The sequence below is a fragment of the Nocardia sp. bgisy118 genome, from assembly GCF_057708605.1.
Genome location: NZ_JBYISM010000032.1, coordinates 69,228 through 93,707, shown reverse-complemented (window position 1 = coordinate 93,707; position 24,480 = coordinate 69,228). Strand labels below are relative to the sequence as shown.

22 protein-coding genes are annotated in these 24,480 nt (G+C 67.0%); 8 read left to right on the top strand and 14 right to left on the bottom strand.

The window, feature by feature from the left end:
• Positions 1 to 152: 152 nt before the first annotated feature.
• Positions 153 to 992, bottom strand: coding sequence for an alpha/beta fold hydrolase (locus tag AC3EO7_RS31095; protein ID WP_435593171.1), 840 nt, complete (start codon positions 990 to 992; stop codon positions 153 to 155).
• A gap of 665 nt (positions 993 to 1,657) precedes the next feature.
• Here AC3EO7_RS31095 and AC3EO7_RS31090 point away from each other — a divergent pair.
• Both AC3EO7_RS31090 and AC3EO7_RS31085 read left to right on the top strand, forming a co-directional pair.
• Positions 1,658 to 2,674 carry an alpha/beta fold hydrolase gene (locus tag AC3EO7_RS31090; protein WP_488186302.1) on the top strand — a complete coding sequence of 339 codons (1,017 nt, stop codon included), beginning with the start codon at positions 1,658 to 1,660 and terminating at the stop codon, positions 2,672 to 2,674.
• Positions 2,675 to 2,824: 150 nt separating this feature from the next.
• Entirely contained in the window at positions 2,825 to 4,150 is a 1,326-nt protein-coding gene (locus AC3EO7_RS31085; protein ID WP_431972095.1) for a family 1 glycosylhydrolase, read from the top strand.
• 133 nt (positions 4,151 to 4,283) lie between these two features.
• On the opposite strand, the gene AC3EO7_RS31080 is transcribed toward AC3EO7_RS31085, so the two are convergent.
• Complete coding sequence (locus AC3EO7_RS31080) at positions 4,284 to 5,162, bottom strand: NAD(P)-dependent oxidoreductase (RefSeq protein WP_435593156.1); 879 nt, start codon at positions 5,160 to 5,162, stop codon at positions 4,284 to 4,286.
• A gap of 85 nt (positions 5,163 to 5,247) precedes the next feature.
• On the opposite strand from AC3EO7_RS31080, the gene AC3EO7_RS31075 reads away from it, so the two are divergent.
• Entirely contained in the window at positions 5,248 to 5,565 is a 318-nt protein-coding gene (locus tag AC3EO7_RS31075; RefSeq protein WP_435593155.1) for an ArsR/SmtB family transcription factor, read from the top strand.
• A 362-nt stretch (positions 5,566 to 5,927) separates the two neighbouring features.
• On the opposite strand, the gene AC3EO7_RS31070 is transcribed toward AC3EO7_RS31075, so the two are convergent.
• The 4 genes from AC3EO7_RS31070 to AC3EO7_RS31055 form a co-directional block, all read right to left on the bottom strand.
• Positions 5,928 to 6,410, bottom strand: a complete 483-nt coding sequence (locus AC3EO7_RS31070) for a hypothetical protein (RefSeq protein WP_435593154.1) — start codon at positions 6,408 to 6,410, stop codon at positions 5,928 to 5,930.
• A gap of 9 nt (positions 6,411 to 6,419) precedes the next feature.
• On the bottom strand, positions 6,420 to 7,226 hold the full coding sequence (locus AC3EO7_RS31065; RefSeq protein ID WP_435593153.1) for a hypothetical protein: 807 nt from the start codon (positions 7,224 to 7,226) through the stop codon (positions 6,420 to 6,422).
• Positions 7,227 to 7,246: 20 nt separating this feature from the next.
• On the bottom strand, positions 7,247 to 8,368 hold the full coding sequence (locus AC3EO7_RS31060; RefSeq protein ID WP_435593152.1) for a hypothetical protein: 1,122 nt from the start codon (positions 8,366 to 8,368) through the stop codon (positions 7,247 to 7,249).
• A gap of 469 nt (positions 8,369 to 8,837) precedes the next feature.
• Positions 8,838 to 9,875 carry a helix-turn-helix domain-containing protein gene (locus AC3EO7_RS31055; RefSeq protein ID WP_435593151.1) on the bottom strand — a complete coding sequence of 346 codons (1,038 nt, stop codon included), beginning with the start codon at positions 9,873 to 9,875 and terminating at the stop codon, positions 8,838 to 8,840.
• Positions 9,876 to 9,890: 15 nt separating this feature from the next.
• Here AC3EO7_RS31055 and AC3EO7_RS31050 point away from each other — a divergent pair, with 15 nt between their 5' ends.
• The gene (locus AC3EO7_RS31050) at positions 9,891 to 10,637 is read left to right on the top strand and encodes an NADPH-dependent F420 reductase (RefSeq protein WP_435593150.1); all 747 of its coding nucleotides are present in this window, start codon (positions 9,891 to 9,893) and stop codon (positions 10,635 to 10,637) included.
• 153 nt (positions 10,638 to 10,790) lie between these two features.
• Here the strand turns inward: AC3EO7_RS31050 and AC3EO7_RS31045 are convergent, their stop codons facing one another.
• The 3 genes from AC3EO7_RS31045 to AC3EO7_RS31035 form a co-directional block, all read right to left on the bottom strand.
• Positions 10,791 to 11,918 carry a lysophospholipid acyltransferase family protein gene (locus tag AC3EO7_RS31045; protein ID WP_435593149.1) on the bottom strand — a complete coding sequence of 376 codons (1,128 nt, stop codon included), beginning with the start codon at positions 11,916 to 11,918 and terminating at the stop codon, positions 10,791 to 10,793.
• A complete protein-coding gene (locus AC3EO7_RS31040; protein WP_431971827.1) occupies positions 11,915 to 12,742 on the bottom strand; it encodes a GNAT family N-acetyltransferase in 828 nt (275 codons plus the stop codon). Before AC3EO7_RS31040 ends, AC3EO7_RS31045 begins: the two co-directional genes overlap by 4 nt.
• A 229-nt stretch (positions 12,743 to 12,971) precedes the next feature.
• Complete coding sequence (locus AC3EO7_RS31035; RefSeq protein ID WP_435593148.1) at positions 12,972 to 14,243, bottom strand: NAD(P)/FAD-dependent oxidoreductase; 1,272 nt, start codon at positions 14,241 to 14,243, stop codon at positions 12,972 to 12,974.
• A 113-nt stretch (positions 14,244 to 14,356) separates the two neighbouring features.
• Between AC3EO7_RS31035 and AC3EO7_RS31030 the strand changes: the two genes are divergently transcribed.
• Positions 14,357 to 15,214, top strand: coding sequence for a LysR family transcriptional regulator (locus AC3EO7_RS31030; protein WP_431971829.1), 858 nt, complete (start codon positions 14,357 to 14,359; stop codon positions 15,212 to 15,214).
• Positions 15,215 to 15,236: 22 nt separating this feature from the next.
• Here AC3EO7_RS31030 and AC3EO7_RS31025 read toward each other — a convergent pair whose 3' ends face one another.
• From AC3EO7_RS31025 to AC3EO7_RS31010, 4 genes are all read right to left on the bottom strand, one after another.
• Complete coding sequence (locus tag AC3EO7_RS31025; RefSeq protein ID WP_435593147.1) at positions 15,237 to 16,394, bottom strand: hypothetical protein; 1,158 nt, start codon at positions 16,392 to 16,394, stop codon at positions 15,237 to 15,239.
• Between the two features lie 43 nt (positions 16,395 to 16,437).
• Positions 16,438 to 16,908, bottom strand: a complete 471-nt coding sequence (locus AC3EO7_RS31020; RefSeq protein ID WP_435593146.1) for a DUF4365 domain-containing protein — start codon at positions 16,906 to 16,908, stop codon at positions 16,438 to 16,440.
• Between the two features lie 306 nt (positions 16,909 to 17,214).
• Complete coding sequence (locus tag AC3EO7_RS31015) at positions 17,215 to 18,171, bottom strand: electron transfer flavoprotein subunit alpha/FixB family protein (RefSeq protein WP_431971833.1); 957 nt, start codon at positions 18,169 to 18,171, stop codon at positions 17,215 to 17,217.
• A 39-nt stretch (positions 18,172 to 18,210) separates the two neighbouring features.
• Positions 18,211 to 18,996 (bottom strand): electron transfer flavoprotein subunit beta/FixA family protein, encoded by a 786-nt coding sequence (locus AC3EO7_RS31010; protein WP_431971834.1) that lies wholly within the window; start codon positions 18,994 to 18,996, stop codon positions 18,211 to 18,213.
• A 237-nt stretch (positions 18,997 to 19,233) separates the two neighbouring features.
• Here AC3EO7_RS31010 and AC3EO7_RS31005 point away from each other — a divergent pair, with 237 nt between their 5' ends.
• From AC3EO7_RS31005 to AC3EO7_RS30995, 3 genes are read left to right on the top strand one after another with little or no spacing between them, the layout of a single operon-like run.
• On the top strand, positions 19,234 to 19,998 hold the full coding sequence (locus tag AC3EO7_RS31005) for a class I SAM-dependent methyltransferase (RefSeq protein ID WP_435593145.1): 765 nt from the start codon (positions 19,234 to 19,236) through the stop codon (positions 19,996 to 19,998).
• Positions 19,995 to 21,581, top strand: a complete 1,587-nt coding sequence (locus tag AC3EO7_RS31000; RefSeq protein ID WP_435593144.1) for a 1,4-alpha-glucan branching protein domain-containing protein — start codon at positions 19,995 to 19,997, stop codon at positions 21,579 to 21,581. The genes AC3EO7_RS31005 and AC3EO7_RS31000 overlap by 4 nt, the downstream gene beginning before the upstream one ends.
• Before the next feature lie 11 nt (positions 21,582 to 21,592).
• Entirely contained in the window at positions 21,593 to 22,855 is a 1,263-nt protein-coding gene (locus tag AC3EO7_RS30995) for a glycosyltransferase family 4 protein (RefSeq protein WP_431971838.1), read from the top strand.
• 63 nt (positions 22,856 to 22,918) lie between these two features.
• On the opposite strand, the gene AC3EO7_RS30990 is transcribed toward AC3EO7_RS30995, so the two are convergent.
• The gene (locus tag AC3EO7_RS30990; RefSeq protein WP_435593143.1) at positions 22,919 to 24,250 is read right to left on the bottom strand and encodes an outer membrane protein assembly factor BamB family protein; all 1,332 of its coding nucleotides are present in this window, start codon (positions 24,248 to 24,250) and stop codon (positions 22,919 to 22,921) included.
• Positions 24,251 to 24,480 lie beyond the last annotated feature (230 nt).

Below are 24,480 nucleotides of genomic sequence, written 5' to 3'. Positions count from 1 at the left end.
TCGCCGCTGCGGCGCACGCGATTTCGCCACGTCGGCAGGTCAGTCATGTCTGGACTCCTGTCTTTCGGTCTATCCAGAAGTTTCGACGAGGGAGCCACCCGAAATTCATCATCGTGCGTTCCGCCGGCTCAGGATGCCTACCAGCCGGGCGGTTACAGGGTGAGCATGGCGGCAGCGACCTGGTCGGCCGCGGCGTGGCGCAGAGCGGTACCCATGTCGTCGAGGACGAGCAGTCGCGTCCCGGGGATTTCGGCGGCGAGGACCTCACCGTTGCCGACCGGGAAGAACGGGTCGGCGCGACCGTGCACCACGAGCGTGGGCACGTCGAGCTCACCGAGCCGGCCCCGCCAGCGCGGGGCGCAATCGAGCCGGGAGAACCCCATCCCGAGCTGGTTCGCCTGGTGCACTGCGGGATCGCTCGACGGCGTCCGGTCCCAGATTCGGACCGCCGTCGCCCGCGCCTGCTGCGGATCGTTGCCCATCGGCTCGGCGCCCTCGGCGGCGAACGCCGCGACAGCGTCCCGGTCGGTCCAGTCCGGCCGTTGGCGCGAGAACATCGCGCCCATGACCGCGCGGTCATGGTCGGGCAGGTCCTCGTCGACCGGGCCCGGCGCCACCGGCCGAGTGCCGACGAGGGTCAGTGCGGAGAACACGTCCGGGTGGTCCAGCGCAGCGACCTGAGCGACCATCCCACCGACGCCGATTCCACCGAGATGGGCGGTCCTGGCACCGAGCACCCCGACCAGCGCGGCCGCGTCGGAGACGAGATCCCGCAGGTTGTAGGCCGGATTCTCCGGGTCGAGGGTCGTCGACGCGCCGGAGTCACGCAGGTCGTAGCGGACCACGCGCCGCCCGCCGGACGCGAGCCGCTCGCACAGCGCGTCGGGCCACGACAACATCGTTGTGCCGCCGACCAGCAGGACCAGCGGATCGTCCTCGCGGCCGAAGCTCTGGATGCCCAGATCCACACCGTTCGCCCGTACTGAGGTCATGCCCAATCGAAACGGTCTCGTCATGCCTGGACTCCTGCCTGTCGGTATACCCAACGGTATCGACGACAGATTCACCCGAAAATCATCGGTGCAGCCGAGATCGTGTCCGCACTCCCCCAATCACCCGGAATCGGCATTACCGCGCGTTCAACGCGGTGGACCAGCGAGGCCAGGACGCCGAGCGGTCCAGACCTTCCTTGCTTGCGCGGCGGGCAAGGATTTCCAGGGTTCACTCGACCGAACCTGTTAGGAGCTCTAGGCGTCGGTTCAGCCAGGCGGACCTCGACCTGGCACGCAGCCCGGTGGCGGCCAGGCTCTCGGTGACTCCCGCCAGAGCCCACCTCGAGCAGTCACACGCATGCCAGTGGCCATGGCACGTGCAGCAGGGAGAGTTGCTGCTGCACGAGGCCCGTGCCGCCCTGTCCGCTCCCCAGCTCACAGTGTTCGACGAGGTGTATCGCCCCAGGTGAATGGCCGCGTATGAGTGACGTCGGGATCACCTGGCTCGCGGTGGACGCGTTCCCGACGACTCGGACCGGCGAAGATCTCCACCGTCAACAGTTGTGTGGGCTAGGCGAGCCGTCTGCACCGTCCCGGCCAGAAACGGGGGTCGCGGCGACGATCCCCCGCGAACTGCATGCCTCACGGACCGGGAGCTCACTGGGGTGAACGCCACGCCAGGTTTCCCGGCCGGTTTCTACGATTCAAGCATTTGCTGTCAATTTGCCCTGCATCGCGTTCGTTGTCGTCCAGACTTGGTTGACCATGAAGTTCCGGCGATCGGAGGTAGTAGCGTGAGCGAGGAAGCCAGCACTCCCATCCGCCCGACCTGGGTGCCGGAAAACCTGTACCCGTATTCCAGTCATTTCGCCGAGATCGACGGCTCGCGTGTGCACTACCTCGACGAAGGCAGCGGGCCACCGCTGGTTCTGCTGCACGGCAATCCGACCTGGTCATTCCTCTACCGCGATATCATCGCCGGTCTGCGTGACCGGTTCCGCTGCATCGCGGTGGACTATCCCGGCTTCGGGCTGTCCCGGGCGGCGCCCGGCTACGGCTTCACACCCGTCGAGCATGCCCGGGTCGTGTCGGAACTGGTGTCCCGGCTCGACCTGCGCGAGGCGACGCTGATGGTGCAGGACTGGGGTGGACCGATCGGATTCGCCGCGGCAGGCAGGCACCCGGATCGCTTCGTGGCCTTCATCATCGGAAATACTTGGGCCTGGCCGAAATCCGACCCGAGCACGCAGGCCTTCTCGCGATTTCTGGGCGGCCCGGTCGGCGGTTGGCTGATCCGGCAGCGCAACTTCTTCGTCGAACGGATCATCCCCGCAGGTGTGCGCCGCAAGAAACTGGACAAGACGGTAATGGACGCCTACCGAGGCCCCTTCCCGACACCGGAATCGCGCGAGCCGGTCCATGTGTTCCCACGCGAAATCCTGGCGAGCCGACCGTTTCTCGCCGATGTCGAGCGTGACCTCGATGCGGTGCGGGACCGGCCGGCACTGATCGTGTGGGGCACCAAGGATATCGCCTTCCGCGCCCCCGAACGCCGTCACTGGGAGGAACTGTTCGCCGATCATCGGACGGTCCTTCTCGACGGCGCCGGCCACTACATCCAGGAAGACGCCGCCGACGAAATAGTCGCCGCGGTCCGGCAGTGGCGACCGGCCGACAACTGACTCAGGACCGGGTATCGAGCGCCGGTCGATTGTGGCTCGAAAGATTCAGCAATCCCACAGTTACGTTTGGCGATCATCGTGTGGACCCGGCGGCGATCCAGCTCCGGGCGGTGCGCACGATCGAGCAGCGCCGGACGGGACGGGAGCTCGATGCGTACACGAAAGCGCTGGCACACCCAGGTCGCACTCGTTACGATCGCGGCGGCACTGCTCTTGCCCGGGGTCGTGGTCCCCTCGGCGAACGCGACCGTCGTGCCGTTCGGCAACGAGTTCCTCTGGGGTGTCGCGTCGTCCGGGTTCCAGTCCGAGGGGTACGCACCCGAGAGCAACTGGACCCGCTACATCGATTCGGGTGCGGCCGGGGACGAGTATCCGAATTCGGTCGACTTCGTCAACCACTATGCCTCCGATATCAATCTGGCCGCGCGGCTCGGGGTTCGGGTGTACCGGATCGGGATCGAATGGGCTCGATTGCAGCCGGAACCGGGAACCTGGGACGCGTCGGCATTCCGGTTCTACGACGACGTGATCGCCCGTATCGTCGCGGCCGGGATGCGGCCGATGCTCACTCTGGACCACTGGGTGTACCCGGGCTGGGCGAGTGATCGCGGCGGCTGGCGCAATCCGGACATGGTCGAGGATTGGCTGGCCAATATGCGAAAGGTGGTGAACCGCTATGCCTCTCGCAACCCGCTGTGGGTCACTTTCAACGAGCCCGCCGCATATGTCGGAACCGAGCTGCGTATCGGCGCCATCACCGTCGACGAGGCTCCCGCGATGCTGGACCGAATGGCTCAGGCCCACAACACGATTTACGACACCATCCACCGCGCCGCGCCCAACGCACAGGTCACCAGCAACCTCGGCTACGTAGCGGGCGCCGAGACCGAGGTCAACCAGCCAATGGTCGACCGGATCGCCGACAAGCTCGACTTCATCGGCGTCGACTACTATTTCGCGGTGCTGCCGGAATCCGGTCAGTCGGTACAGGGCGGTTCGAACCAGGGCCCGGCGATTTGGGAACTGCCGATTCGCACCGAGGGCATCTACTACGCGCTGCGGCACTATTCGCGCCTGTTCCCGGACCGCCCGCTGTACGTCGTCGAGAACGGCATGCCCACCGAGAACGGCCTCCCGCGGGCGGACGGGTACACCCGCTCCGAACACCTCCGCGACACCGTCTACTGGCTGCAGCGCGCCAAGGCCGATGGCATCGACGTGGTCGGCTACAACTACTGGAGCCTGACCGACAACTACGAATGGGGCAGTTACACACCCCGTTTCGGCCTCTACACCGTCGACGTCCGCACCGACCCCACCCTGGTCCGCCAACCGACGGACGCCGTCGAGACCTACCGCACGATCATCCGATCCGGCGGGGTCCCCGCGAACTACCGACCGACTCGCCCGCCCGCCGAATGCGGACTGGTAGACCCGCCCGAAAGCTGCGATCAAACGATCGGCCTCCCTGATTAGATCGCGAGCACTCCGACTGCCCGGTGTCGAGGGAGTAGCTGTGTGCTGTCTGGGCGAACTGCCGACCGATGCGGGCGCGTGGACCCGTGCCGAACGCACCGAGTAGACGCACTGCGCGTCGTCACCGCATCGATCAGGCGGCGGGCAGGGCAGCGACGACGCCGACCAAGCGAGCCAGACCGTCGGCCCCGAAACCGGAATCGACGGCGCGCTGCACGAGGTCCTGCGACGCCTGGAAGATCGCGGTGTCGAAGCCGAGGGTTCGAGCGCTCTCGGTGAGATGAGCGAGGCCTGCCGACGCGGAGGCGATGGTCGATATGCCGCCCGGGAAGTCGTCCGCCTCGACCTGGCCGGCGAACCGATCCAGCATCTCCGGCAGTAGCCCGGTGATGTTCGCGGCGAAAGGCGCGAGGTCGGCCCCGGAGATTCCTTCCGCGCGCGCCATCGCGAGGCCATGGACGACGCCGAGCACCGACAACCAGAACAGCGACAGCACCGCGGCGTCGTACCCCGCGGCGCGGCCGACGTCCTCGCCTACGTGCACCGCCCTGCCGCCCAATGTCGCGAGCACCGCCTGATGCGTTTGGTACACCCGCTCGGCGCCGGAGTACAGAATCAACGCCCCCGGCCCGCCGATGGTCGGCGTCGGAGTGAGGATGGCTCCGTCGAGATAGTCGATCCCGTGCCGCGCCGCCCATTCCCCTCGCGATCGCGACTGGTGCGGCGCGGTGGACGTGAGATTCACCAGCGTGCGGCCGCGCAACACATCTGCGGCGGGCTCGAGCACGGCGGCGACCGCCTCGTCGTCCACCAGGCAGACAACCACCAGATCGGACGAGCGCACCACGTCGGCCACGGTCTCCGCGCGCACGGCGCCCCGGCCCACGAGCGCGTCGACACGGGCCGACGTGCGATTCCAGACCGTTGTTCGAACACCGCCGTCGATGAACGCACCGGCAAGAGCCTGCCCCATCGGACCGAGACCGACGACGGCAACAGTGGGCACTGACACCAGGAAACCTCCCAAGACTGTTTGAAGTATGTCCAACAATTATTGTTGGATGACCGCAAAACAATCAAACCGAGGGAGATCGACCATGCCGCGTGTGCCCTTCCAGCCTGCGACAGCCGACATCACCCTCGTCGGCGTGATGCACGCGCTCTCCGACCCGGCGCGACTCGAGATCGCCTCCCGCCTCGCGGACAGCGACGGCGAGAACTGCTCGGGCATCGGCGAGGACATCGACCTGCACAAATCGACCCTGTCGCACCACTACCGCGTGCTGCGCGAGGCCGGGGTCACCGCGACCACGATCGAGGGCCGCACGCGCGTCGTGCGGCTACGGCGAGACGACCTCGAAGCCCGCTTCCCCGGGCTGCTCAACGCCGTGCTCAACGCGTACAGCGATCGCTGAGAAACGCCACCGACTCCCGACCGTGTCAGCAGCCAGGGTCGTTTCGGCCGCACGCTGGGCCACGCGATCGAGAACAGGGAAAGCTGGAGCTGCCTTCACGACACCGTAGTTCGCCCACACCGGCTGCGGCGTGACGACCTGGAGGCCGCTTTAGGGCTGCTCGACGCCTCACTCGACCCGTCCAGCGATCGCTGGGAATCGCTGCTGTCCAGGCCGTTTCACTCGCGCGGTGGATACTCGGCTACCGGACTCACTTGCCCGCTAGCTGCCGCAGAGCACCACCCGGACGGCGAGCCCGACTCGGCGGCGAACAGGTCCAGCCCGAAACACCCCATACGCTCGGTGCAGCCCGGCATGACGTTTCAGATGCCTTGGAACTCGATGTGGACTATTCGAGTTTCGGCAGTGCGTTCATCGACTGCCACCCTGCGAAACATCACCTTTCCCTTCGGGGAAGTGAATGTGTCCTGGGCTTTTTGGACATTCGGCGACGAGGCGAGATCAGGCCCGGCAATAGTTGTCACAAGGGAAGTTTCGAACAGCTTCCTGAAATCGGCTACGAATCCAGACTTGTCCAGCATCCAGACCAAATCGGCGGGAGACATCTCCACAGCGAGTTTGTATTCGGTATCGCGAACTACTTCCCTCCTGGCCAGGAGAACCTTTCCGTTCGACGGAAGCGTCCATCCACCGTACTCAGTCGCTTCTTTCACGAACTCCGGACTGGTCGAGGTCTCGACATCCGGCCCGGTGTCGACTTCGACAAGTCGGCCACATCCCGTCCCCGCAACCGACACCGCCGCCATGACCGTGCTGGCAGCCAGTGCCCACCATAGACGCTTCATCCGAGAATCCTAGAATGTCCGGGTCGGGTCGACACGAGTGTCCCTGACGCTTTCGGGCCCGGTTGAGTCGACTGAGCCATTGGCTATTACCCCCTCATAGTGTTTGACTACCGATGAACCAAGCATATTGAATTCCTTGGCCAATCCAGCCGTATGCAACGCGCCCATCCGACGGTCGTCGATTGCTATCGGACCGATAGTAACCCCCTTGCCCTCCGAATCCGCGGTTTCGCTGTCCCAGTTGTAGCGGTCGAACAGGTGGATTTGAAAGTCGACCGTGACACGAGGTTGCGCGCCTTCGGTATCGGGGGTATGAATTGTCGCTGCACCACTGGCGGTAACATGCACTGAGCCTATGGCGTAATACCAGTCCGCCTGACTACTTTTGCTGAATGAATGATCGGCCTCCCATGGCACCTGGAACGGAATCGTCTTGCCGTAGTTGGCCGGGTCGCTGGCGAGGTACCTTACGTAATCGTTTACGACTTTGTCGGCCTTCTGCTTCAGTGTGGGATCTTCATTCATGATCTGATCCGGGTCGAGCGTGAGGTCTTTGCCAGTGTTTTCGAGATAGTGCCTCAAGTGAGCAGCCGCATGGGTCCACCCCAGTCCGTCCGCTACGCCTATCGCAACGGTTACCGTCTCCGCGAACGCGTAGTCATCAGTTCGGCTGTACCAGGGCTGCGACCCATGCTCACCCTGCCCCGGGTCTGTTGGCGGCAACGGCATCGGCATGCCCGGGATTTGCGGTGACATCAGAACCCTCCCCTTGCATCGAACTTGTTCGCGATCGTGGATCCGGTCGAAATGATCCATTTACGAATGGAATTGGCTGACTAGGAGGAGACAATGCTGTCCTCCCACCACACGTTGTCGCCGAATCCATACTTGGTAGCACCCAGGTCGACGACAAGCTTGTCCGCAAGCTCGAATTCGCTTGCGTTGTAGGACGGTGCTGTGCGCCCGGGCGAATAGTCCAATGCCGTCGAGATCTTGTCGATCATCGTCGTGATCGCGGTCTGTCGCGTCTGTGCCGCCTGTTTCAGCGAATCGAAGGCTGCAGTGAGCTCCGACCTGATCGATGCGTCGGCCGGGCTATTGATCAGCTGTGCCCACACTCCAAGCGGGAACGTGGCACCAAGATAGGACTTCGGTTCCAGGATTCCGCCGCTCAAACCCATTGCTTGGTTGTAGACCAAGCGCTCCAGGCAGGCTCCACCGTTCTCGACGATCTTTGCCACCGTATCCAGGTCCGTGCTTCGCTCGGCGACTGATTGCCCGAGCGCGTTGGCACTTGCTGCGAATGAACGCGATGCATCCCCGGACCAGCTTCCCTGCAACCATCTGGTGCCGCTGATGAGGTTTTCCGATGTGACGTAGTCGTTGATACCGAGCAGTCCGATCCGCTTACCGACGGCTTGCAACGCCTCCCAGTCCGCGACCAAAGGAGTCAGGTAGTCCGCCGCGGGCTTGAACCCGACAGTTGCGCTCAACCGTTCGTCGTAGACGGAGATCTTGTCGATAGCAGACGTGACCACCTGGCGGACTGTGTACTGGCTCTCCTGAACTTCCGACAGGCTGGGCAGTTGTAAACCGCTGAAACGCTTCGCATCTCCGGAGTCCGCCGTCTGGTTTGATCCCGCCGTGCCGCCGCCAGGCGTGATCGCCGCGATCACATTAGCGGAGGTTCCATCGGTGGCCCGATATCTACTTCCTGCTGTACCAAGATCCGTTGCCAGTGCTTCGATTGCGGCCAGATCGGTCTGATGTGCGGAGGGTATCGCGTTTTGAAACTTCTCGAACGCCGGCGCCAACGTTGCTATGACTCCGGCCGACCCTGCGGGCAGCGCCACGCCAGGAAGCAGACGTGACGTGTTCGTGGTGAAGTTGGTCCCGAGATCCTGCAGATCCAGCTTGAACCCAACCAGACTCGCAACGTCAACCGTGAAATCGGTCATGCTGCACCCCAAGTAGATCCACCAGGAGCTGGAACTACCGATTTCCAGCGTGGTGTGCGCATTGGCCCCCTCCTCTGCGATCTTGCCTCAGCAGCGTACCCGATCAACGTTGGGCTCAGAATGAACGTGCGGATTGCCTTTCCTTGCAACGAATCCCGCGTAGAACGTCGACCCGCCGGTCGAGAGAGCGTCTGTACCGCCGATCCCCGACGGCGCGACCACCTGGTACTAGAGCCACGCTGTGTTCGTCCGGATTCAGTTGGTGCCACAGATCAACGGGTGGTGCGTGCGGGACCAGCCGCCGCGTACTCGGCCAAGTTTCTTCACGCGTGTAGTTCGGCTGTGGCGTGACGACCTGGAGGCCGCTTTCCCCGGCTGCTCGACGTCGCACTCGACCCGTACAGCGATCGCTGAGAATCGCTGCTGTCCAGACCGTTTCACTCACGCGGTGGATACTCGGCTATCGGACTCACTTGCTCGCGAGCTGCCGTAGGGCACGCTCGGACGGCGAGCCCGGCTCCGCGGCGAACAAATCCAGCCCGAAGCACGATGGCGCGGCGGGCAGGGCGACGAGCTCGCCGTGCAAGGTCAGCTCGCCGACGATCGGGTGGTGCAGCACGTATGTCCGGTTCCGGACCTGCGCGACAGGATGTTCCGCCCAGAGGCACGCGAAATCCGTGCTCAGTTCCCGCAATTGGTCGATGTGCGCCGCGAGGGCCGGATCCCCGCGGAACCGGCCGAGCAGCACGCGCAGATGCGCCACGTGCTCGCGCGCCACTCGCTCCCACTCGGCGCCGTGCAGCTCGCGCAGGCGGGGGTCGGCGAACAGCAGGTGCGAGAGCGTGCGGCGATGGTCTGGAAGCAGAGGGAAGTCGCCGAACACCGCCACGGCGAGCCGATTCCAGCCGACGATCTGGGTGTGCCGACCGACCACCAGCGCCGGGGTCATCACGAACGACTCGAGCAGATACCGCAGTCCCGCAGGCACATCCGAAGCGTCCGCCGCACAGGGCGTGGGGCGCCGCGCGATACGGCGCAGGTAGGCCAGTTCGTCCGGTTCCAAGCGCAGCGTGGCACCGATGGCTGCCAAGACTTCGTCCGAGACGCTGTCGCCGTTGCCCTGTTCCAGGCGCGTGTAGTGGGCGATGCTCACCCCGGCCACCCGGGCCAACTCCTCCCGCCGCAGGCCCGCGACTCGGCGCACTCCGCCGTGGTCGCGTAATCCGACATCTTGCGGGCTCAGGCGAGCTCGGCGCGATTTGAGGAACCCGCTCAGCTCGGTCCGACGTCCACTCGACAACCCAACGCGGGGTGCGCGGCGTCCATTCCGCTGGCGTGGTTCGAAAACGGCCGCGAGATCACGTTCGGCCTCGAGCAGGACTTCGCCAGACGCGGCCCTGTTCAGCGCCGCACCCAGCCTTGGGTGATCACGCCGTGCGTACGCAGAGCACGGGGCTGGTCGTGCGGTCGACGCCGTTCGAGGCTGTCGAGCGAACAACCCACTCACGAACGGAGACGAACCGTGCCACAAACGCTCGGACTCATCGGCAGCGGAATGATCGGATCCGCTGCGGCCCGCCTGGCCGTCGAGGCGGGCCTCGACGTGGTCATCGGCAACTCGCGGGGCCCGGAGTCGCTCGCCGATCTCGTCGCCGAACTCGGCGCGACGGCACGAGCCGCCACACCCGAGGAAGCGGCACGCGTCGGAGATCTGGTCGTCGCGGCCATTCCGCTGGCGGCCTACCGTCAGCTGCCCGCCGATGCGCTGGTTGGCAAGACGGTGCTGGACACGGCGAACTACTACCCCGAACGCGACGGCCACCTGCCCGAACTCGACGCGGGCGAACTGACCTCGACCGCGCTGATCCAGCGCCATCTCCCGGGGTCGCGAATGGTCAAGGCCTTCAACACAATCACTCCGCACCAGCTGTATTCGCTCGCCCGGCCCGCGGATGCGCCGGACCGCAGCGCCCTGCCCATCGCCGGTGACGACGCGGAAGCCAAAGCGGCGGCCACCGGGCTGCTGGATGCCCTCGGTTACGACGCCGTCGATATCGGCACACTCGCCGACAGCTGGCGCAGCGAACCGAACACACCGGCCTATATCGCGCCCTATCTCGGCGAAGTACCCGCCATGAACGTCGAGGACTTCCTCCGCTGGACACTCGACACACCCGGCATCACGGTCCCCTCGGCGCGGGTCGCCGAGCTCGTCGAGACCGCGGTCCGCGCCCGTGCGGGCGAGGCCAGGCTCCCGAGCGCGGAGTGACCTCGCTCGCCTACGAAGCCGCGAGGTCCAGGGCACCGGGGCCCGACACGAGCGCTCGGACCGCGGCTCGGGCTGCCGGACGCAGCCGTGGTCGCGCTGACCTCGCCAGGGACGGTGCGGTCCGGCCTGACGCAGCAGCCGATCCGGTCGGATTCAGGCGCGCGTGCCGTCGGCGCTCTGCCGTGGGTGCGCCGACCGATCCCGGCCGCGGAAGAGCGCGACCGCTCTGCCGCGCAGACCGCGGGGGCCGACGCCGTGGTGCTCGCCCGTCCCGCCGGATCGCGCCGAATCCTGCTGCGCCGGGGCCGGGTCCTGCACGCGGGTCGCGGTGGCCTCGATCCATTGGGTGTCGGTCGACGAGTGGCGCGGGAGTTCCGCGCCGCGCACGGCGAGTTCGCAGCGGCGAGCCAGATCCTTGCGGTCGAGGCCCGGATACTCCGGCGTTTCCAGGGTGATCTCGGCGATCATGCCGCGGGAACGCAGCACGCGCAGGGCCGAGGCGCCGAAGGAATCCTCGCCGACGAAGCTGGGCACGGTGCAGCGGTCGCCGTGTCCGTCCAGATAGCGCAGCCGCACGGGCTGCACGAAGGTGCCGGTGTCGATCGCGGCCTGGAACAGGGCGGGCCGCATGGTGCCGTAGGCGCGTCCGCACCAGGTGGTGCCCTCGGGGAAGAACGCGACTCGCTCACCCGCGGTGAGGCGAGCGCCGATCTGCGCGATGATCTCGGGCAGCTCACGCAGCCGCTCGCGTTCGATCGGGATGACGCCCATGAGCTTGGCGAGCCCGCCGATCAGCGGCCAGTCGATCAGGTCCGCCCGCGCGACGAACCCGAGCGGCTGCACCGCGGCCAGCGCGACCACATCGGTCCAGCCGATGTGCCCGGTCACCACGAGCACGCCGGTGCCGGGATCGGCATAGCGGACATCGGCGGCGGCAGCAGCTGCGGCGGCACGTTCGGCGCCCACGCGCGAGGCGATGGCGCGCTCGGCGGGCACCGGATCGGTGGGAATCCGGTTGTCCACCACCCGAAGCCGCATGCCGAGACAGCGCAGCAGCACGCGCGCGTATCCGCGCTGCACGTCCGCCCGCCGTCCCGCGGGGATCGCGAGGTGGCACACCGGATAGGTCAGCAGCAGCCCGGCGATACCGAGCGCGCGGGCGACCACCCGCGCCGTGCCGATCTCACCGATCGGCTCCATGCAGCCGGGCCCGCAGGGGCTCGACGGCATCCACGCGTGCACGGCCTGTGCGGGCGGCGCCTCGAAGACCACGGTCCTCACCGCCCCCCGTCGAGGGCTGCGGCCGCGCCCTGTAGTCGGTCCAGGTATCGCGTGTTGATGGTGTCCAGGCCGAGCAGCGCGACGAAGTCGGCGACAGCGAAGTCGGGATCGTGTGCGGGTTCGCCGCAGATCTCCGCGCCGAGCCGCAGGTAGCCGCGCATCAGCGGGGGCAGCTTGGGACGCGAGGGCGGGGTCAGCTCGTCGAGCGTCTTGCCGTCGACGACCACCGGACGGTGCGGGTGCACCCGCCGCTCGGGGTCGGAGGCGTGCCGCCCGAGCAGCATGTCCCGCACGCCGCGCACGTTCACACCCGCCGGATCCTCCGGGGTGTCCTGCATCGGAACCGACACGCACCCCATCACCCACTCGTATCCGGTGAGCTGGATGTAGTGCAGGATGCCCGCCCACATCAGGGTGAGCACGGATCCGTTGCGGTGATCGGGAACCACGCACGCCCGGCCCATTTCGACGATCCGCATGCCTTCGGGATCCAGCTGGGCCAGGTCGAATTCGGTGGCCGTGTAGTACCCGCCCGCCGCGGCGACCTTGTCCGGCGGCAGCATCCGGTAGCAGCCGACGAACTGCTCGGTGACGTCGTCGCGGACCAGCAGGTGATCGCAGTGCTCGTCGAAGCGATCGGCGTCGCGTCCGGTGCCGTTGTCGGGGATGTGGAAGCCGGGCTCGTTGGCGAACACGCCGTAGCGCAGCCGTTGCGCCGCCTCCCGATGCTCGGCGTCGGACGAGACGACCAGCGAATAGCGCGACCGTTCCACCCCCGAGTCCGTCGGTCGAGCCGGGGCTGTCAGCACGGACGAAATAGTCATATCCGTGATGAAGCCAGTCCGACACTGCGCCGGGGCAACCTCGAAGTTGCGGGCCGATGCAGGCTAGGTTAACGAGACGCCGGTCACACCCAAGGTTCACCGACCCGACGCGCACCGTTAGCATCGACGCGTCGTGGAGTCGCCTTTTCCCTGCTTGGGCAAGAATTCAGCGTCCGGAGACGGCAATCGCACCGATGCGAGAACATCGGTGCGATTCGTTCGGGCGAGCTCAGGCGGCGACGCGTTCGGGTACCCGCGCTTCCGTCGGCGTCGGTTCCACCTCGTCGAAGCCGGGACGCCCCGACCCGATGAAGGCGATCAGCCACGAGGCCACCGCCGCGAAGCGGTTGCGGAAGCCGACCAGGTACAGCAGGTGCACCGCGAGCCACATGAACCAGGCGATCACGCCGCGGAAGGTGACGTGGTCGTTGAGCTTCACCACCGCGCTGAACCGGCTGATCACCGCCATGCTGCCCTTGTCCCAGTACTTGAACGGGGTGCCGGGCAGCTTCTTGCGACGGATGATGTCGGCGGCGTGCCTGCCCTCCTGCATGGCCACCGGCGACTGACCGGGGTAGCCGTTGAGCGAGGTCATGTCGCCGATGGCGTAGATGTCGGCATAACCGGCGACGGTGAGGTCCGGGTTGATCAGCAGTCGTCCGGCACGGTCGGTCTCGACGCCGGTGGCCTCGGCCAGGATCGCGGCGAACCCGCCCGCCTGCACGCCCGCCGACCAGACCACGGTCTCGGCGGCGATCTTGCGCTCCACGCCTGCCTTGTCCTTGATCGTCACCTTGCCGGGCTCGATGTCGGTGACGAAGGTATCGACGAGCACCTCGACGCCGCTGCCGGTGAGCGACTTCTTCGCGTATTCCGAGAGCCCACCGCCGAAGGGCGGCAACACCTCTCCCGCGCCCTCCACCAGACTGACCGAAACCTCCTGGTGGTAGTACCTTTTCGCGAGCTCTTTGAGCTGACCGGCGACTTCCACGCCGGTCGCGCCCGCGCCGACCACCACGAAGCTGAGCAGCCTGCGCTTGGTCTCGGCGTCCGCGGTCGCGGCCTCGGCGAAGACCCGTTCGATCTGCGCGCGAAGCAGTTTCGCGTCATCGATGGTCTTGAGCGCGAAGGTCTTCTCGGCGAAATCGTCACGGCCGAAGTAGGACTGCGAGGCGCCGGTGGCCGCGATCAGCGAGCCGTACCGAATCTCCTGGCGCACACCGTCGGTGACGTAGGTCACGATCGCGCGATCCGGATCGATGGCGACGACCTTGCCGAGACGCACGTCGGCTTCCTTGTGCCTGCGCAGCACCGACTTGATGGGCGGGGCGATTTCGTGCGACGCCAGCACACCCGTCGCGACCTGATAGAGCAACGGCTGGAACAGGTGCTCCGGCGTGCTGGAGATGAGTACGTAGTTGATTCCCGACTTTGCCAGTTGCTTGGCGGCGGCCAGCCCCCCGAATCCCGATCCGACGACGACCACATCTGCGTGTTCCATGACAGCCTCCTTCTCTCATTAGCAACCGTCATCGGGAACGCAGATATTTCACGCGTTGAGGCGCATAATGAAGATGACTCTTATCTGGATCGCTCATGAATAGGAGATTTGTCGTGGAGCTCCGCCAGCTGGCATACTTCGTCGCGGTCTGCGAAGAACTCAGCTTCAGCAGGGCCGCCTCGCGATGCTTCATCTCGCAATCGGCGATCAGTCACCAGATCGCCCGGCTCGAACGCGACCTCGGCGTGCCGCTGTTCGAGCGCTCGACCAGGGCTGTCGTGCCCACCGACGCGACCACACGGCTACTTCCGCTGGCGAAACAAATGCTCAGCCTGGAATCCGCCATCCGCGCGGCGGTGCGCGCCTCCGGCCCGCGAATCCGGTTGGCCGCCAATATGTCCTTCGCGAGCCGCTCGCTGTCCGCCATCGCGGCCGCGCGCGCCGCACACCCGGACGCGGAGATCGAATTCGTGATCAAGCCCTTCCGCCAACGCATCACGGCCGTCGCGGACGGCGACTGTGATCTCGCACTCATCCGCGGCCGCGTCGACCAGCCCGGCCTGATGGTGGAACAGCTCTGGGTCGAGGACCTCGTAATCGCCACCAGCAGCGGTCATCCGCTGGCCACCCGCGACACCGTCACCCTCAACGACCTCAGCTCGTACCCGCTGCTGCTGCCGCCCGAACAAGAACAGGTGCTGCTGCACAACATCATTCGCAGCGCCTTCGCGGATCTGCCCGTCGGCCCCACCTTCGGCCCGCCGATCCCGCCCGACCACACCGCGACCCTGGAGCTGATCAACCGCCCCGAGGCATGGACCGTCCTCTACGCCCAGAGCCCCACCGAAGGACTCGTCGTCCTGCAACTCGCCGAGCACCGCCTGCGCATCCCGGTCTCCGCCGTCCTGCGCGACGACGCCCGCCGCTCCCCCATCCTCACCACCCTGCTCGCCACACTCCAGCGCAGCTGAGGCACCACGGACCACCGTCGGTCTAGGTCGAACGATCCGAAAGTCTCCGGTCCACGGTGATTTCGCCGGTCAATCGCCAGGCCCCACGTTCGAACGACAAGTCCCCGGCAACGACGATCGGCCTCTTGGACTGGTGTGCCGCGATCGCAAATTCGTAGTCGGTACCGGCCAGCGGAACGTGAACCTTCCGCTGGCGGCCGTCCACGTGGGTGGACAGGACGATGCTGGTGGCCTCCTCGTCTCCGTCGCCGAGATCGTCACGGTTGAGCGTCCGGACGATACCGAGCAATATTTCGTGCCGCGGCGGCTCCTCGTTGCGAACCAGGCGCTCACGTACCCGCGACAACCCCGCCATCGCATCGCGATCGATGACGATCCGTGAGCTTTCGAGCACCGGTGAAGGCTCGGCTGCTGCCCAATCGAACGACAGGTCCAATGCGCGCAGATCCTCCGGCTGAGTCAGCTCCAAGACCGACTCCACCAAATTGGCGCTCAATCCCAGCTCGCCGGTGCGCTCGAGAGCGCTATCGTCCCAGTGCAACGCCAGCTTTCGAGTCGAGTCCAAACCCTTGGCGAGCGTGGCCATCGCCGTTCGCGGAAACGGCACCTGAGGAATTCCGACGGTGTGGCCGGGCATCACATCGCCGAGCCGAGAGACGACGGTGAAAACGAAACTACCCCGCCTGGTATGTCCGAGACGGATATTCTCCTCGAGAAATTCCGTCACGATGGCCGATCTACGACCGCGGTGCGAGTGAGTCGGATCGTCCGCGGTCGTCGCGGCGGCCTTCATCATCCGGAACAGGGCTTCCAGAGTCGTTCCCGCCTGCCGGAACGGGATGGTGCCGTCGATCATCTCCTGGTCGAGTCGCACGAAGAACAGGTCGGCACGAGTGGCGATTATTCGTTCGACCAGTTGCGCCGGATCCCAGTCGTAGATGGTTGCGAGAGCTCGAATCGTTTCCTGAAAGCGCCGGGGAAAGTCCACGTAATCAGTGGCCAGCGGCAACATTATTCGTCCCAGCAGACCATTCTCACCCGGAAGTTGCCAGATCTCCCTGACGTCTTCGTCTCGAACCTCGAGTTCCCAGTCGTGTGTGGCGAGGTATTGAGATACAGCTGGTGGCGACAAGGCAAGCGCAACGTCGCGAAGGTCGCCGACAGGGATACTCTTCACCACTGGCCTCCTTCGCCGATTCTCTGCATGATGTTCTGGAGCCCAACTACATCGAACAGGTACTTCTGGGTAGGTGCACTGTCGTGCTGGACTTGCCGTCCTCGATCTCCCCCAGCTTCGCCGCATACTCCCAGCACATGCGGCTCGGGCTGGTCAAGCCATCCTCCGACAGGTCGAGCAGCTGATCAGGGTCCTCCGGTATGAGCAGGACACCGAGCAGGGCCGGAACGAACCGCTTCGGACTCACCAGCTTCAGGAACCGATCTCTTTCCAGGGGCCATGCCAAATGATCCGCCTTGAGCCGACTGTGTCGGGTCGTGCACTTGAGCTGTAGTTCGAGCTCGGGGCAATAGAATCTCGCATACTCGCGCGAGGCCACGATCGTGATATCGACTCCGTCGTAGTCGGTTTCGTGGCTCTTGATGGAACACCCCGCAGCGGCGGCGACCATGCGCACGAATGCGAGACTGAACTGTTCCTGTCGAGCGGTGATCGGAAGTCCACCGTCGCCGGGCATTTCAGTCGTCCGCGCTATCGGCAGACCACCATTGTCGTCGATTTCTATGCACCCCCCGCACCTCGAACCGGACCGGCACACGGTAGCGCATCGCTGAACCCGAGCACCAGCACCCCGCAACGCAGTTGAGGCACCAACGAAAAAACCCCGCCAAACCTGCTGCTACGCAACGCAACAACAGATCTGGCGAGGTCCGGGGTAACTCACCGGGTACGGGCTGGGCCCGCTACCGCTCAACGCGGGACGGCAGCGGAACCCAGCCCCGCACCCAAAGCAGCCGCCTTAGGCACGGAGAGCCGGAACAGCCTAGCCCTTGTGGGTCTTGACGGCCTCAGTCAGCTGCGGGGCGACGTTGAACAGGTCGCCCACGATGCCGTAGTCGGCGATCTCGAAGATCGGGGCCTCTTCGTCCTTGTTGACCGCGACGATGGTCTTCGAGGTCTGCATGCCGGCGCGGTGCTGGATGGCGCCGGAGATGCCGAGGGCGATGTACAGCTGCGGGGAGACCGTCTTACCGGTCTGACCGACCTGGAACTGGCCCGGGTAGTAGCCCGAGTCGACGGCGGCACGCGAGGCGCCGACGGCCGCGCCGAGCGAGTCGGCCAGCGCCTCGACGACCGCGAAGTTGTCGGCCGAGCCGACGCCGCGACCACCGGAGACGACGATGTTCGCCTCGGTGAGCTCCGGACGGTCACCGGCGACGACCGGCTCGCGCGAGGTCACCTTGACGACGCCCTCTTCCTGCGCGGGGACCTCGACGGTCACCTTCTCGCCGGCACCCGCCTGCGCGACGGCCTCGACCGCACCCGGGCGGACCGAGATGACCGGCACGTCGCCGGTCGCCTTGGCGTCGACGGTGAAGGCGCCACCGAAGATGGAGTGCACGACGGAGCCGTCGGCGTTCACGCCGATGACGTCCACCAGCAGGCCGGAGCCGATGCGGGCGGCGAGGCGGCCCGACACCTCCTTGCCCTCGGCGGAAGCGGACACGATCACGGCGGCCGGGGAGACCGACTCGACCAGACCGGCCAGCACGTCGACCTTCGGGGTCACCAGGTAGTTCTCCACATCGTCGGACTCGGCGATGTAGATCTTCTCGGCGCCCGCGGCGGCCAGCGCGTCGGCCAGCTTCTCGCCGGTACCCGCGGTGCCGAGCACGACGGCGGCCGGGGTGCCCAGGGTGCGGGCGGCGGTGAGCAGTTCGGTGCTGACCTTCTTGATCGCACCGTCGGCGTGCTCGACGAGCACGAGTACTTCAGCCATTTGTGTTCTCTCCTAGGAAGTCTCGTCAGCCGGGGCGGATCAGATGATCTTCTGACCGATGAGGTACTGGGCGATCTTGGTGCCGCCGTCGCCCTCGTCGGCGATCTTCTCGCCCGCGGTGCGCGGAGGCTTCGGGGTGGACGCGGTGACGGTGGTGCCCGCGTTGGCGACACCCACGGTCGACGGGTCGACGCCCAGATCGGCCAGCGTGAAGACCTGAACTTCCTTCTTCTTGGCCGCCATGATGCCCTTGAAGGACGGGAAGCGCGGCTCGTTGATCTTCTCGGTGACCGAGACGATGGCCGGGAGGGTGGCCTCCAGCTTGAAGACGCCTTCGTCGGTCTCGCGCTCGCCGGTGATCTTCTCGCCGTCGACGGTCAGCTTGCGCAGGTGGGTCAGCTGCGGCAGACCCAGGTATTCCGCGATGATCGCGGGCACGGCGCCCGCGCGGCCGTCGGTCGCCTCGTTACCGGCGATGACGAGCTCGACACCCTCGACCTGGCCCAGCGCGCTGGCCAGCACCCACGCGGTCTGCACGGCATCGGAGCCGTGGATCGCCGGGTCGTTGATGTGGATGGCCTTGTCGGCGCCCATGGACAGCGCCTTGCGGATGGCCTCGGTGGCGCGGTCCGGACCGGCGGCCAGCACGGTGACCTCGCCGCCCTGGGCCTCCTTGATCAGCAGCGCCTCTTCGACGGCGCGCTCGTTGATCTCGTCGAGGACGGCGTCGGCGGCCTCGCGGTCCAGGGTGTAGTCACCATCGGACAGCTTGCGCTCGGACCAGGTGTCGGGAACCTGCTTGATGAGTACGACGATGTTCGGCATCGGTCTTCGTCGACCTCCTGTTCTGGGGGCGTGTATCTGGTGGTCGCACGATCGGGCCGTACGTCCTGTTGAGGTAGCTCAGGGCGTGACACTACCCTACGCTAAGTTACTCATGGGTAACTTAGTGGCTTCTCTCTCACTACACCGGTCCGGGCGATATCGTGCGCGACCCTTACCAGTAACGTCGGTGTGATGAGCGAGGCTGTGATCCCTGCCGCAGTGGGCGACCCGAGGGTCATGACTACGGAAAACGCCGGTGCCGTCGAACCTTTGCCGCTGACCGGCGAGCGCACCGTACCCGGCATCGCCGAGGAGAACTACTGGTTCCGCAGGCACGAGATCGTCTACGCCCGGCTGCTCGACCGGTGCGCGGGAAAGACCGTGCTGGAGGCCGGTTCCGGCGAAGGCTACGGCGCCGACATGATCGCCGGTGTGGCCACCAAGGTGATCGGCCTCGACTACGACGCGAGCGCGGTCGCGCACGTGCGGGCGCGCTACCCGCGCGTCGAGATGATCCAGGGCAACCTCGCCGCCCTGCCGCTCGACGACGCCTCGGTCGACGTCGTGGTGAATTTCCAGGTCATCGAGCACCTTTGGGATCAGAGCCAGTTCCTCCGGGAATGCCTGCGGGTCCTGCGGCCCGGCGGCGAGCTGCTGATCAGCACGCCCAACCGGATCACCTTCTCGCCGGGTCGCGACACCCCGCTCAATCCGTTCCACACCCGTGAGCTGAACGCGGACGAACTCACCGAGCTGCTGGTCGACGCCGGTTTCGAGGTCGCGCTGATGACCGGCGTGCATCACGGGGCGACGCTGAAAGCGCTGGACGCCAAGCACGGCGGCTCGTTCATCGATGCGCAGATCGAGCGCGCGCTCGCGGGCGAGCCGTGGCCCGCCGAGCTGACCGCCGACGTCGCCGCGGTGTCCGTCGACGACTTCGACCTGATCACCGAGGACATCGACGCCAGCCTCGACCTCGTGGCCATCGCGGTGAAACGTTGACCGACAACGCGGTACCCGGCCAGTTCACCCTGGTCCTGCACTCCCATCTGCCCTGGCTGGCCCACCACGGCCGCTGGCCCGTCGGCGAGGAGTGGCTCTACCAGTCCTGGGCAGCCTCCTACCTGCCCGTCGTCGAGGTGCTGAGAACCCTTGCGGCGGAAGGGCGCTCGCACTTGCTCAGCCTCGGCATCACGCCGGTGCTCGCGGCCCAGCTCGACGACCCGCACTGCCTGGCGGGCATGCACCACTGGCTGGGCAACTGGCAGCTGCGCGCCGACGAGGCCGCCATGGCGGGCAACGTCGCGCTCGGCAGGCACGAACACCGGCTCGCCGCCGCGGCGCTCACCGAGTTCGAGCAGCGCTGGCGGCACGGCGCGGCGCCGGTCTGGCGCGAACTCGTCGACGCGCAGACGATCGAATTGCTCGGCGGTCCGCTGGCGCACCCGTTCCAGCCGCTGCTCGACCCGCGACTGCGCGACTTCCAGCTGCGCGAGGGCCTGGCCGACGCCCGCAGGCGCTGGGGTCACACCCCCACCGGCATCTGGGCTCCCGAGTGCGGATACACCCCGGGCATGGAGCTCGGCTACGCGGCCGCCGGTGTGACGCATTTCATGGTCGACGGACCCGCCCTGCGCGGCGACAGCAGCCTCGGACGACCGGTGCGCGACTCCGACGTGGTGGCGTTCGGGCGCGATCTCGCGGTCAGCTACCGGGTCTGGTCGCCCAAGTCCGGCTATCCCGGCCAGGCCGCGTACCGTGACTTTCATCACTACGACCACGCGACAGGCCTCAAACCGTCCCGCGTCACCGGCAAGACGGTCGCCGGGCCCGACAAGGCGCCCTACGACCCGGAGCTGGCGGCCGGGGCGGTGGTGCGCGACGTCGAGGACTTCGTGACGACGGTGCGCGAGCGGCTGATCGCCGAATCCGAACGCATCGGCCGCCCGGCCCTCGTCGTGGCCGCGTTCGACACCGAACTGTTCGGGCACTGGTGGCACGAGGGCCCGCAGTGGCTGGCCCAGGTCCTGCGCGCGCTGCCGGAGGCGGGCGTCACCGTCGGCACCCTGGCCGACGCGCGGGAACGCGGCTACGTCGGTGCGCCCGTGCAACTCACCGATTCGTCCTGGGGCTCCGGCAAGGACTGGCGGGTGTGGGCCGGTGATCAGGTGCGCGATCTCGTCGAACTCAACGACGAGGTGGTGCGGCTCGCGCTGGACACCCTGGACAAGATGCGCGCGGGAAACACATTCGCGCTGCGCGATCCGGTCGCGGATCAGTTGCTGCGCGAGGCGATCCTGACGGTGTCCAGCGACTGGGCGTTCATGGTCAGCAAGGACTCCGCCGCGGGCTACGCGCGGGAGCGGGCCCACCAGCACGCGCACGCCGTGCGGGAGATCGCGGCCGCCGTCGGCGCGGGTCAAGTCGCCAAAGCGCGGCAGTTGGCGGCAGGATGGTACGCGGCCGACGGATTCTTTCCCGGATTGGATGCGCGACGGGTCCCCAGTACCGACCCCACGGGGAACCTGGGCCCGGCCCCGGAAGGCCAAACCGCAGAAGGCCCTGACCGACAAGGCCCTGCCTGAGAAGGACTTGCATGAAGATCTTGATGGTGTCGTGGGAATACCCGCCGGTTGTGGTCGGTGGGCTGGGTCGCCACGTACATCACCTGGCCACCGAGCTCGCCGCGGCGGGCCACGAGGTGGTCGTCCTGTCCCGCCGCCCCTCCGGCACCGACTCGTCGAGCCACCCCACGCACTCGTTCATCGAGGACGGCGTGCTGGTTGTCGCGGTCGCCGAGGATCCGCCGTGCTTCGACTTCGGCGAGGACATGCTGGCGTGGACCCTGGCCATGGGGCACGCCATGGTGCGCGCGGGCGTCGCGCTCGGCAAGCCCGGCATCGGTGACGGCTGGACGCCCGATGTCGTGCACGCGCACGACTGGCTGGTCGCCCATCCCGGCATCGCCCTGGCGGAGTACTACGACGTGCCGCTGGTCTCGACCATCCACGCCACCGAGGCGGGCCGCCACAGCGGCTGGGTCGCGGGCAAGGTCAACAAGCAGGTGCACTCCGTCGAGTGGTGGCTCACCAACGAGTCCGACGCGCTGATCACCTGCTCGACCTCGATGCAGGACGAAGTGCAGCGCCTGTACGGTCCCGAGCGCATCCCGATGACGGTCATCCGCAACGGCATCGACGTGGGCGCATGGACCTTCCGCCCGCGCGCCCCGCGCTCCGGGCCGCCCCGGCTGCTCTACGTCGGCAGGCTCGAATACGAGAAGGGCGTGCAGGACGCCATCGCCGCGCTGCCCCGCATCCGCCGCGCTCACCCCGGCACCACGCTGACCGTGGCGGGCGTCGGTACTCAGTTCGAATGGCTGCGGGAACGGGCCAGGGTGCATCGCGTCGCGCGCGCGGTCACCTTCGCGGGCCAGCTCGGTCACCAGGAACTGCTCGGCTGGCTGCACGGCGCCGACGCCATCGTGCTGCCGAGCCGCTACGAGCCGTTCGGCATCGTGGCGCTGGAGGCGGCCGCCGCGGGCACCCCGCTGATCACCTCGACGGCGGGCGGACTCGGCGAAGCGGTCATCGACGGCGTCACGGGCGCTTCCTTCGAACCCGCCGACGTGGACGGCTTGGTGGAGGCGGTGCGCGCCACGCTGGACGACCCCGTCGCCACGCAGGACCGCGCCTACGCCGCGCGGGAACGACTGACGGCGGACTTCGCCTGGGACGTCGTCGCCGCCGAGACCGCGCAGGTGTACTCGGCTGCCAAACGCCGCGTGCGCAATCCGCTCGGCAGGCCGGTCATCGTGGAACGTCCTCTGCCGGAACGGGATCCGAACAACCCGCTCTGAGCGGCGCTGCCGGACAGTCCGTCCGAAGACCGCGCATGGCCGGAGCGAAGGCGGAGGTACGCCCTACTCCGGCTGGAAGACGAAGACCTCGCCGATGCGCGTGGCCACCACCACCTCACCCTTGGGCCCGACCGAGGTGCCGGTGGTGGTGCCCTTCGCGCCGGGCAGCACATCGGAATCGATGGTGGCTCCGGTGCCGGTGTCGAAGGTGATCAGGTTCAGGCCGTCGCCGATCGCGGCGGCGGTGTAGCCGGTGTCGCCCGCGGTCTGCACCGGGGCGCCGCGCAGCGCGAGATCCTTGCGTTCCCAGGCGATCTCGGCGCTGTCACCGGTGTCGCGCAGGGCGAGCAGGTAGCCCTCGTCGCCCGCGGGGATGATCAGGCCGTCGCCGGAGACCGAAATCCCGCCACTCGGCGTGAATCCCAGCGGCCGCACCCACTTGGTGCGCCCGTCGGCGGCGTCGACGGCGATCAGTCGCTCGCTGTTGTCGCCGACGTAGACGGTGCCGCCGTCGGCGGACAGGGCGGGGCCGGTGGCGCTGCCCTCGGTCAGGATCTCCGCGCGCCACTCCTGCTGAATCCTGTTGTCGGCGTAGCGCAAGGCGATCAGCGCGGCGCTCGGAGCGCCGGGCTGCCACACGGTGACGTAGAAGCGGCCGGTGGATCCGTCGATCGCCGAGATGTTCGCGATCGGACACTGCGGGCCGCCGGTGCCGCAGTCGTCGAGCCCCTGGCCCGAGGCGGGGCGGGTGAGGTCGGGGTTGCCCAGGAAGTCGGGTTCGCCGAGCAATTGAACGGTCGGCACCGTCCGCAGGCCCGTCTGCCGGTCCAGCACGTCCACCTGGCCGGACTGGGTGATGGTGAGCAGTCGGCTGTCACCGGTGAACTGCACCGAAACCGGAACCCCCGCAACGGGTGTGCGCCAGCGCGGCTGGCCGAGGTAGTTGAAGGAGTTCACCGCGCCGTCGTCGCCTGCGTAGACGTTGCTGACACCGTCGACCGCCGTCGGCGACGAGATCGCGTTGGGGCCGAGCACATCACAGAATCGCTTGCGGCCGGTCGGCATCTGGAACGACAGGATGGCGCACCCGTTCGCGGTGCGGGTGGTCAGGAACAGCTGCCCCTCGGCGCCGATGGTGACCGGCCGCTCGATGGGGCCTGCCGCGGGTCTGGACCAGCTCAACGTCAGTGAGCGCGCGCCGGTCACGGGGCTGACGCCGCTGTTGCGACCGTCGTGATGCGCGGCGGGCCATCCCTTGCCGGGGCCGACGGCGATGTCGTCGACATCGGTGCCGCAGGAGGTCAGGGCCAGCGCGCCGAGAGCGGCCAGCGCGGCTGCCGCACGCACCCGGGATCGCGGCTGTGTCGCGACAGCCCGCACGCTACCGGTTCGCACTGCTGTTCTCCCCTCGGGTCGATGGCCGCTCGCAAGACTAGCCGGTGTTGAATTTGCCGCGCCTCCGGCACGGCGTGTTCGCGGCCCCCTGGTGTCTCGCGCTCGAGCGGCCACTGCCGGGCGACGGTGTCGCATGCGCAGCGGCCGCTCGAGCGCGAGACGGGCCGCGAACGGCGCTCGTAAGACTCGCACCGGAGGGTGGTCGGCCTGCGTGGCGCAGGTTGCTACTC